The organism is Burkholderia sp. Ac-20345 (assembly GCF_017104825.1).
Classification (GTDB): Bacteria; Pseudomonadota; Gammaproteobacteria; order Burkholderiales; family Burkholderiaceae; genus Burkholderia; species Burkholderia lata_B.
This window is the reverse complement of sequence record NZ_JAAGPO010000299.1, coordinates 1-9,064: the sequence shown is the minus strand read 5'-3', so window position 1 is coordinate 9,064 and position 9,064 is coordinate 1. Positions and strand designations below refer to the sequence as shown.

The following is a 9,064-nucleotide window of genomic DNA, read 5'->3' as shown; positions in this document are numbered from 1 at the left end:
CGTGCAGCGCGGCCGCGTGATCGGCCAGCCGCACGCGCGGCCGCGCGATGGTGTCGTGCAGCTGCGCGGGCACCGACCAGTAGCCGGCGTCGGCAAGAAAGTTCAGGTCGTGGCCGGGACGGTTCGCATACGGGCCGTCCTGCCCGTAGCCGGTGATCGAGCACAGCACGATGCGCGGGTTCGCACGCGCCAGTACGTCGTAGCCGAGCCCGAGCCGCGCCATCACGCCGGGCCGGTTCCCTTCGACCACCGCATCGGCGTCGCGCGCGAGATCGAGAAAGCGTGCGTGTCCGTCCTGCGTCTTCAGGTCGAGCACGATCGAGCGCTTGCCGCGATTGAACTGCGCGAACGTGTCGGCGCCGAACTGCCGCAGCGCGTCGCCGCCCGGCGGCTCGACCTTGATCACCTCGGCGCCGAGTTGGCGCAGCAGCGAGCACGCATGCGGGCCGGGCAGCAGTTGACCGGCATCGACGATCCGCACGCCGCGCAGGCACGACCAGGCCGGCGCGTCGCTGTCACCGTCGCGAGCCGGCCACTCACCGTGCGTGCCGCGTGCGTCGTCGCGCGCCGTCATGCGCCGCCTCCTGCGCCGGCCGGTTCGAGAATCGCCTTCGCGATCGTGTTGCGCTGGATCTCGCTGGTGCCCGTCAGGATCCGGAACATCCGCAGCTTGCGGAACGTCTGCTCGACCGGATGGCCGCGCGTGACGCCGACGTTGCCGTGAATCTGCACGGCCTTGTCCGCAACCTCGAAGCAGCGCTCCGACACGTACAGCTTGCATGCAGCGGCCGTCATCCGCAGGTCGGCGCCTGCATCAGCGAGCGCGGCCGTATGCGCGATCATGCTCTCGCATGCCCACAACGCGGCGGCCATGTCGGCCAGCATGTGCTGGATCGCCTGGAACCGCGCGATCGGGCCGCCGAACTGCCGGCGCGTGCGCGCGTAATCGAGCGACGCCCGGTACGCCGACATCGCGAGGCCGAGCATCGTCGGGCAATGCAGCAGCCGGTTCACGTTGATGCGCGACATGCCGAGCCGGAAGCCGTTGCCGAGCCCGCCGAACACGTTCTCGCGCGGCACGCGCACGTCGACGAAGCGGATGTCCGCGTCGATGTGCTGGCCGGACATCGGCACGTACTCATGCTCGACGCTTACGCCGGGCAGGTCGAGATCGACCAGCACGGCCGTGATCTGCGGCGGTGACGCGGACGCATCGGTCACGCACATCACGATCGCGAAATCGGCGAACGGCGCGCCGCTGATGTAATGCTTCGTGCCGTTGATCACGAGCGCATCGCCGTCCTCGACCGCCGTGGTGCGGATGCTCATCGCGTCCGAGCCCGAGTGCGGTTCGGTCAGCGCGAAGCACGTCGATTTCTCGCCACGCATCACCGGCTTGAAATAGCGATCGAGCTGCGCGGGCGTCGCGTACTTCAGCATGTTGCCGACGCGCGGCGGCCCGCCGAGTTCGCCGAGCACATGCGGCGCGAGCGCCGCGCCGCACGCTGCGAGGTCGGCCTTCAGCGCGCACACCTCGGCGATCGACAGCCCCTGTCCGCCGATCTCGACGGGCAGGCTCGCGGTATAGAAGCCGAGCGCGGCCGAGCGTTGCCAGACGCGGCGCAGCACGTCGCGCGGCCACACGCCTTCGGAGTCGAGCCGCAGCTCGCGCTCGATCGGGCGCAGTTCGTCGTCGACGAAGCGCAGCACGGCCGCGCGCAGCGCGACGAATTCAGGGCGTTGCAGATGATCGAACATGGCGGGTTCCTTCAGTTGACGCGGCGCGCGACACCGCGCCAGTACTGCTCGCGCACGAGCTTGCGGGCGATCTTGCCGTTCGCGTTCTTCGGCAGCTCGGCGACGAAATCGATGGAGCGCGGCAGCTTGTAATCGGCGAGCTGCGCGCGGCAATGCGCGACGAGATCGTTCGCCTGCGCCTCACGGCCGGCGCGCAGCACGACGACGGCCTTCACGGCCTCGCCCCACTTGTCGTCGGGCACGCCGATCACGCACGCCTCGAGCACGCCTTCGTGCCGGTAGAGCGCTGCTTCGACTTCGGTCGGATACACGTTGAAGCCGCCCGAGATGATCATGTCGTGCTTGCGGTCGACCAGATAGATGAAGCCGTCGCGATCGGTACGCGCGAGGTCGCCCGTGTGCAGCCACCCGTCGACCAGCACCTCGCGCGTCAGCTCCGGCGCATTCCAGTAGCCCTGGAACACGTCCGCGCCGCGAATCACGATCTCCCCGATCGCATCGCCCTCGACTTCGCGTCCGTCGGCATCGACCACGCGCACCTCGGTTTCGCCGAGCGGCCGGCCGCACGACGCGAGCCGCTCGCGGTCGTGCAGCAGCGCGTGCGCGTGGTCCGCGATGCCGAACCGCGTAACACCCGACGTCGATTCGCTCGCGCCATAGCCTTGCGACAGCACCGGCCCGATGCGCGCCCACGCTTCCTCGATGCGCGCCGGCGCCATCGGTGCCGCGCCGTAGCCGAGCACCTTCAGGCTGCGCAGGTCAGCCTGCGCGAGCTCGGGCGCGTTCAGCAGCATGTTGACCATCGCCGGCACCATGAACGTGTGCGTGATGCGCTGGCGGGCGACGTCGGCGAGGAAATGCGCGGGCTCGAACGCGTCGAACAGCACGAGCGTCGCGCCGCAGAACAGGTACGGCTGCATCAGCATCCCGGACGCATGCGTGATCGGGCCGATCAGCGCGAGCCGGTCGCCGGGCTGCGCGGGGCGGTCCATCCCCAGCACGATCTTGCGCAGCGACGCGAGCCGGTTGCCGTAGCTCTGCATCGCGGCCTTGATGCGCCCGGTCGAGCCGGACGAGAAATGCAGCACGGCGAGATCGTCCGCCGCCGGCACGGTGGCGGGTGGCGTATCGCCGCCCTTCGCGAGCAGCGTTTCGTAGTCGAGATAGCCGGCCACCGCGCCGCCGATCGACACGAAACGCTCGACCGACGCGAAGCCCGGCGAATCGGGCGTGTAATCCGTGTAGCCGCGCCCGCCGATGAACGCGGCGGGTGCGCAGTTGCCGACGACGTCGGCCGCCTCGGCCGCCGTGAAGCGCGGATTCAGCGCGGCTTTCACGAGGCCGGCCTTGTACAGCGCGCATTCGATCTCGACGAGCTCGATGCAGTTGCGTGCCTGCACGGCGATGCGTGTGCCGGGTGCGAAGCCGAGGCCGCGCAGCGCATTCGCGAGCCGCGTCGAGCGCTCGTCGAGCTGGCGGTACGTGACGGTGCGGTCGCGGTGGATCACGGCGGGCTGGCTGCCCCAGTAGCGGGCCGCGCGCCGCAGGAAGTAGGCGAAGCTCAAAACGATTCTCCTGGTCGAACAGTGCCGCCAGTCTGTAAGATGCCCAGGCATCACCACAATGCATCACCGGATATAAAGTCATAACCGACAGGAATCCCCCGATGGACACGCGCGATCTGGAGTACCTGCTGGCCGTCGAGCGGCACGGCAGTATCGGCAAGGCCGCCGAGGCGCTGGGGCTGTCGCAGCCGGCGCTCACGAAAGCCGTGCAGCGGCTGGAGGCGCAAGTCGGCGTGACGTTGTTCGAGCGCACCGCGAACGGGATGACGCCGACGCCGGCCGGCGCACGCTTCGTCGCGCGCGCACAGCGGATCGCGCTCGAGTTCGATGACGCGATGCAGGAGATGCGCGCGATCCGCGGCGGCGAACAGGGCGTGGTGCGGATCGGCTACTCGCCGACGGTGCCCAATGCGCTCGTGCTCGGTGCGTGCCGGCAGCTGATCCGCGAACGGCCGGCCGCGCGGCTGCGGCTGCGCTGCCGGCTCGCGCGCGAACTGCTCGACCTGCTCGCGGCCGGCGAGCTCGATCTCGTCGTCGCGCCCGAACCGCAGCAGCAGGACGCCGGGCTCGACACCATCGCGCTGTTCGACGACCGGCTGGCGGTGCTCGCCGACGCCGCGCACCCGTTGCAGCGCAAGCGCGGGCTCACGCTCGCGGATCTCGCCGATCAGGAATGGCTGCTGCCGGAAGCGACGATTCCCGTGCGGCACCGGATCGACGACGCATTCCGCGCACGCGGCCTGCCCGCGCCGCGCCTGCGCATCGAGACCGATTTCGGCAATACGTCGCTGTTGCAGCTGTTGCGCGGCACGCCGCTGCTGTGCGTCGGCGGCACGGATGCGCTCGACCAGGTGAGCGGGTTGCGCGCGCTCGACCTGCGGGCCGGCGAACTCGAGCTGGACCGGCGCATCGGCGCGATGCACCGGGCAGGCGCGTACGTGCCGCCGCTGGCGCAGCGGATGATCGCGCTGCTGCGGGAAAGCGTGGGGTAGGCGCGAAGGAGCGCCGCGACCATCATCAGCGGGAGTGATGTCACTCCCCTTTTTCTGCGGATTTGACCGGGGGCACGGTGCCGACAACACTAGCCCGCAGTGCTGCAAAGACGGCACGCGCCCGCCTCCCCCTTCAGAGTCCGCCATGTACCCGACCGACACCGTGCAATCCCCGAGCGCCGCCCGGCCGCTCGCCGACCGGCAGCTGCGCCGGATCGTCATCGCCTCCGTCGCCGGCAACGCGATGGAGTGGTATGACTTTTTCGTGTACGGCACGGCCGCGGCGCTCGTGTTCGGCCACGTGTTCTTCCCGCCCGGCGCATCGCCGCTCGCGGGCAGCCTCGCCGCGTTCGCGGCCTTCGCGCTCGGCTTCGTCGCGCGGCCGCTCGGCGGGATCGTGTTCGGCCACGTCGGCGATCGCTACGGGCGCAAGGCGTCGCTCGTGTGGACGCTGCTGATCATGGGCGCATCGACCTTCGCGATCGGCCTGCTGCCGACCTATGCGCAGGTCGGCGTGTGGGCGCCGGCCGCGCTCGTCGTGCTGCGCCTGCTGCAAGGCATCGCATCAGGCGGCGAATGGGGCGGCGGCGTACTGATGATCAGCGAGAACGCGCCGCCCGAACAACGCGGCTACTACGCCGCGTGGAGCCAGCTCGGCGTGGGCGGCGGCTTCGTGCTGTCGTCGGCTGCATTCCTCGCCGCGCAGGCGCTGCCGGACGACGCATTCCGCACGTGGGGCTGGCGGCTGCCGTTCCTCGCGAGCATCGTCATCTTCGCGATCGGCATCTATATCCGCCGCCATCTGCCGGAAAGCCGCGACTTCGAGCAGGCCGGCAAGCGCGGCGCGCACACGCACCTGCCGGTCGTCGAATGCCTCCGCCGCCACCCGAAGGAAATCCTGCTCGCAATGGGGCTGCGCGTGGCCGAGAACGGCGGCGCGTACATCTTCCTCGCGTTCTCGCTCGTCTACGGCAAATACGTCGGCATCCCGAACGGCGTGATGCTGACCGGCGTGATGATCGCGATGATCGTCGAGATGGGCGCGATGCTCGCGTGGGGCCGGCTGTCCGACCGGATCGGCCGCAAGCCTGTGTACCTGATCGGCGCGCTGAGCCTCGTCGCGTGCGCGTTCCCGTTCTTCTGGCTGCTCGACACGCGCGCGACGCCGCTCGTATGGCTCGCGCTCACGGTCGGCACGGCGGTGAGCCACGGCGCGATGATCGGCACGCTGCCCGCGCTCGTCGGCGAGCTGTTCAGCACCGAAGTGCGGTACTCCGGCGTCGCGCTCGGACATGAAGTCGCGTCGATCTTCGCGGGCGGGATGTCGCCGCTGATCGCGACCGCGCTGCTCGCGCACTATCACGCGTCGTGGCCCGTATCGCTGTTCCTCATCGCGCTCGGCCTCGTGACCGTCGCGACGCTGTGCGTGATGCGCGAGACGCGTGCCGCACCGGCCGCCGGCACGCGCGGCGATACGGCATGAGCGCGCGGCGCGCGCCGGCCGTCACGCCCGTGCCGTTGCCGTTGCTGCCGGGGGAGCGACACGCCGGTTCACGGTGCCACATGTACGCTTGCGCGGCGCCGCGAGCGCACGCCGCCGCGACGGCCGGGCTACGCGTCCTGGTTGCGCCGCCCGCCGTCGAACACCGGCGCCAGTCCCAGGTGATCGAGCAACCGCGCGAATTCGCCGAGCCGCTGCCGCATGTACGCGGGCACATCCACGTTTGCATAGTCGTGGAAGCCCGCGCCCGTGCGTACGCCGTCGCGCCCGCTTTCCATGTTGCGCACGACGCTCGCGGCCGGCGCGAAGCGCGGGCCGATCTCGCCGGCCAGGTACTTCGACGCGTAGTACAGGATGTCGCAGCCGCCCCAGTCGATGAATTCGAGCAGCCCGAGCACCGCGAAGCGCGGGCCGAAGCCCGTGCGGATGGCCGTATCGATATCCTCCGCGCTTGCGACGCCCTCCTCGACCATTCGCGCAGCTTCGTTCATCGCGAGCGCCTGGATGCGCGGCACGATGTAGCCGGGCGCCGGCCCGCAGATCACCGGCTTCTTGCCGACGCGTTCAAGCAGCGCGGCGAGCGCATCGACCACCGATTGGTCGGTCGCATCGCTGCGGCTGATCTCGACCAGCGGCATCAGCAGCGCGGGATTCAGCCAGTGCGCATTCAGCATCCGTTCCGGGTGCGCGACATGGCGCTGCAATTCGGTGACGACGAACGTCGACGTGGTCGACGCAATCGTTGCGTGCGCGTCGACATGCTCGCCGAGCCAGCGCAACGCGTCGGCCTTCGCATCGAGCACTTCAGGCAGCGCCTCGAATACGACATCTGCATCACGCACGGCTTCCGCAGCACCGTCCCGGGCAACGATCGCGATGCGCGCGACGGCCGCACCGGCCTGCGCGGCATCGATTCGGCCGAGCGCGACCTGCGCGTGCAACGGCCTCGCGATCTCGTCGCGCGTGCGATCGTCGAAGGCGCTTTGACCAGCCGCATCGCGCCGCTTGAAGTCGATCAGCGTCACGTCGATCCCGGCAAAGGCGAACACGAGCGCGATCCCCTGCCCCATGCGCCCCGCGCCGAGCACATGCACGCGCATCACCTCGGCGGCCGCGCTCATGCTGAAACTCCCGCGGCGCCGGCAACTCCGGCGTCGAGCAGCGCACGCATCGCGTCCTTCGACAGCCCCGCGATCCCGAGCCGCTCCAGCGTGCGCCCTTCCGCATACAGGTCGCGCACCGCAACCGCGCTCGCGATGCTCAGCAGCCCCTGCGCAACCGGCGTCGGCACGCCGGCCCAACGCCCGCACGACACGATGAACGACAGCCCGAGCCGGGTGTCTTCGAGCATGTAGCGATGGGTACGCAGATCGATCTTCTCGCGCCAGTCGCCGCTATCGGTCAGCTTGCCGTGCGCGCCGCGCCCGTACATCCATTCGTCGCCTTCCGCCGCGTAGTGATCCGCGAGCGGGAAATGCGGCGCGCGGTAGCCGAGCGCTTCGCGCACCGCGATGCGTTCGGCGTCGAGCGCGTTCGTCACGCGGCGGATCGACGGCTGCGTGCCTTCGTTGTGGATGTCCCATGCGTCGAAGTGTTCGAGCGGTCCGGCGTTCATCAGGATCAGCGGGGGATGGATCACGGGGCCCGCGTTCATCAGCGCGCCGGACAGCGCATCCTCGACCGGCTCGACCGACGGATAGCCCGCGCGCAGCACGTCGAATGCCCAGCCGGCCGCGTTCGCCGGAAATACCCCGGTCGGCAAGCGCGTCGCATACGCGCTGATCACGACGTCGTTGTCGCCATGCTTGCGCACCAGGTACGGCAGCGTGCCCGTTTCGGCGAATGCGACGCGCGAACGGTTGCCGGCATCGGACGCCGCCTGCGCGAACACGAAGCTGCCGAACGTGCCGGGCGGCAGGAAGACGACCTGGTCGTCCTCCAGCAAAGGCGCAACCTGCGCGGCGAGTGCGTCGTGCGACGTGGAAGGCAGCGGCACCACGACGAGCTGCGCACCGCGCAATGCGGCTGCGAGATCGGCGGTCAGGCGGATGGCACCCGGCGCATCGCCGAGCGGCACCGCGCGCTTGCCGCGATAGTCGGTCACGTTCAGCACGCCGAGCTCGCGCAGCCGCGCATGCGGCTCGCGGTCGCGCCGCCACCACGTCACGTCATGGCCCTTCTCGAGCAGGTCGATGGCCGCCGCATGGCAGCCGTGGCCGCCGCCCAGAACACATACCTTCATCGTCTTCTCCCGGTGATTGAGTGTCTCCGAGACTACGCGGCCGCCTGCGCCGCGTCGCTTCAAAACGCGCAACGGCACGCCCGTTCGCGCAACGCAATCGCGGCGATGCGCAGGCCGCCGCGCCCCCGCATCCGCTACGAGGTCCGTGAATGGATATCGCCCTGTCCCGCCATGCGCCGAACCGGCTCGGCACGCTGCACGCTCCCGACGAGGTCGAACGCGCGGTCGCGCACCGGCTCGGGCCGCACCGGATGGCCGCGCGCGGCCGAGATCCGTTCCATGCGGAGCTGTACGAAGTGCCGCTGCATCACGGCGCGCTGCTCGAACTCTGCTACGGCCGCGAAACGCGCGTCGATTTCGGCGGCGATGCCGATCACTTCCTGTTCAGGCTGACGCTCGCCGGCGCCTGCGAACTGCAGGCCGGCAGCGTCGTCGCGCGCGCCGGCCCCGGCGAGCTGACCGTGTCGTCGCCCGCGCTCGCAAGCCGCCTGAGCACGAGCCCCGATTGCCGCAACCTCGTGCTGCGGCTCGAACGCGGCGCGCTCGAACGCAAGCTGCAGGACATGCTGCGGGCCACGCTCACGCGGCCGCTGCAGTTCGATCTCGCTGCCGGCGGTGCCGGCGCGGGCGCCGCACTGCTGCTGCCGACCTTCGAATACCTGTGTCGGCTCGGCGCGCAGCCGGGCATCGGCGCAGCCGCGACGACCTTCGGCGCCGACCTCACCGCGTGGCTGATGTCGCTGCTGCTCACGCACCTGCCGCATTCGTACAGCGATGCGCTTGCGCGCGGCACGCCGCCGTTGCCGGCGCACGTGCGCCGCGCATGCGATCACGTCGATGCGCACCTCGGCGAGCCGCCCGCACTCGCCGAACAGGAGATGAGAAGAGCACAAGACGGAACTGCAGTTACCTGCACCCAACTCGTATGCCGTCTGCTGCTGGAACTAATAGATCTGACACATATCATCAGCGCTCATTGGATCGTGAGTAGAGCTTGTCTGCACTA

Annotated in this window: 8 protein-coding genes; 3 read left to right on the top strand and 5 right to left on the bottom strand. The window is 69.8% G+C overall.

Features of this window, described 5'->3' with window-relative positions:
• The 3 genes from G3O06_RS44675 to G3O06_RS44665 all read right to left on the bottom strand — a co-directional run.
• Positions 1-574: CoA transferase (locus G3O06_RS44675; protein WP_205819901.1), on the bottom strand; the 574-nt coding region annotated here is incomplete at its 3' end.
• Positions 571-1,758: an acyl-CoA dehydrogenase family protein gene (locus tag G3O06_RS44670; protein WP_205819900.1), complete on the bottom strand. Its 1,188-nt coding sequence runs from the start codon at positions 1,756-1,758 to the stop codon at positions 571-573. The genes G3O06_RS44675 and G3O06_RS44670, both read right to left, overlap by 4 nt.
• An 11-nt stretch (positions 1,759-1,769) precedes the next feature.
• Positions 1,770-3,323 carry an AMP-binding protein gene (locus G3O06_RS44665; protein ID WP_205819899.1) on the bottom strand — a complete coding sequence of 518 codons (1,554 nt, stop codon included), beginning with the start codon at positions 3,321-3,323 and terminating at the stop codon, positions 1,770-1,772.
• Positions 3,324-3,424: 101 nt separating this feature from the next.
• On the opposite strand from G3O06_RS44665, the gene G3O06_RS44660 reads away from it, so the two are divergent.
• Positions 3,425-4,315 (top strand): LysR family transcriptional regulator, encoded by an 891-nt coding sequence (locus tag G3O06_RS44660; protein WP_205819898.1) that lies wholly within the window; start codon positions 3,425-3,427, stop codon positions 4,313-4,315.
• A 145-nt stretch (positions 4,316-4,460) separates the two neighbouring features.
• Positions 4,461-5,798 (top strand): MFS transporter, encoded by a 1,338-nt coding sequence (locus G3O06_RS44655; RefSeq protein ID WP_205819897.1) that lies wholly within the window; start codon positions 4,461-4,463, stop codon positions 5,796-5,798.
• Positions 5,799-5,926: 128 nt separating this feature from the next.
• On the opposite strand, the gene G3O06_RS44650 is transcribed toward G3O06_RS44655, so the two are convergent.
• Both G3O06_RS44650 and G3O06_RS44645 read right to left on the bottom strand, forming a co-directional pair.
• On the bottom strand, positions 5,927-6,937 hold the full coding sequence (locus tag G3O06_RS44650) for a 3-hydroxybutyryl-CoA dehydrogenase (RefSeq protein WP_205819896.1): 1,011 nt from the start codon (positions 6,935-6,937) through the stop codon (positions 5,927-5,929).
• On the bottom strand, positions 6,934-8,058 hold the full coding sequence (locus G3O06_RS44645; protein ID WP_205819895.1) for an NAD/NADP-dependent octopine/nopaline dehydrogenase family protein: 1,125 nt from the start codon (positions 8,056-8,058) through the stop codon (positions 6,934-6,936). The genes G3O06_RS44650 and G3O06_RS44645 overlap by 4 nt, the downstream gene beginning before the upstream one ends.
• A gap of 149 nt (positions 8,059-8,207) precedes the next feature.
• Here G3O06_RS44645 and G3O06_RS44640 point away from each other — a divergent pair.
• The coding region (locus G3O06_RS44640) for a hypothetical protein (protein ID WP_241020560.1) at positions 8,208-9,064 on the top strand (857 nt) is incomplete at its 3' end.

Excerpts from the sequence above, each read along its gene's own strand:
- G3O06_RS44650 (WP_205819896.1), bottom strand. The coding sequence starts at position 6,937 with ATGAGCGCGGCCGCCGAGGTGATGCGCGTGCATGTGCTCGGCGCGGGG.
- G3O06_RS44655 (WP_205819897.1), top strand. The coding sequence starts at position 4,461 with ATGTACCCGACCGACACCGTGCAATCCCCGAGCGCCGCCCGGCCGCTC.
- G3O06_RS44660 (WP_205819898.1), top strand. The coding sequence starts at position 3,425 with ATGGACACGCGCGATCTGGAGTACCTGCTGGCCGTCGAGCGGCACGGC.
- G3O06_RS44645 (WP_205819895.1), bottom strand. The coding sequence starts at position 8,058 with ATGAAGGTATGTGTTCTGGGCGGCGGCCACGGCTGCCATGCGGCGGCC.
- G3O06_RS44670 (WP_205819900.1), bottom strand. The coding sequence starts at position 1,758 with ATGTTCGATCATCTGCAACGCCCTGAATTCGTCGCGCTGCGCGCGGCC.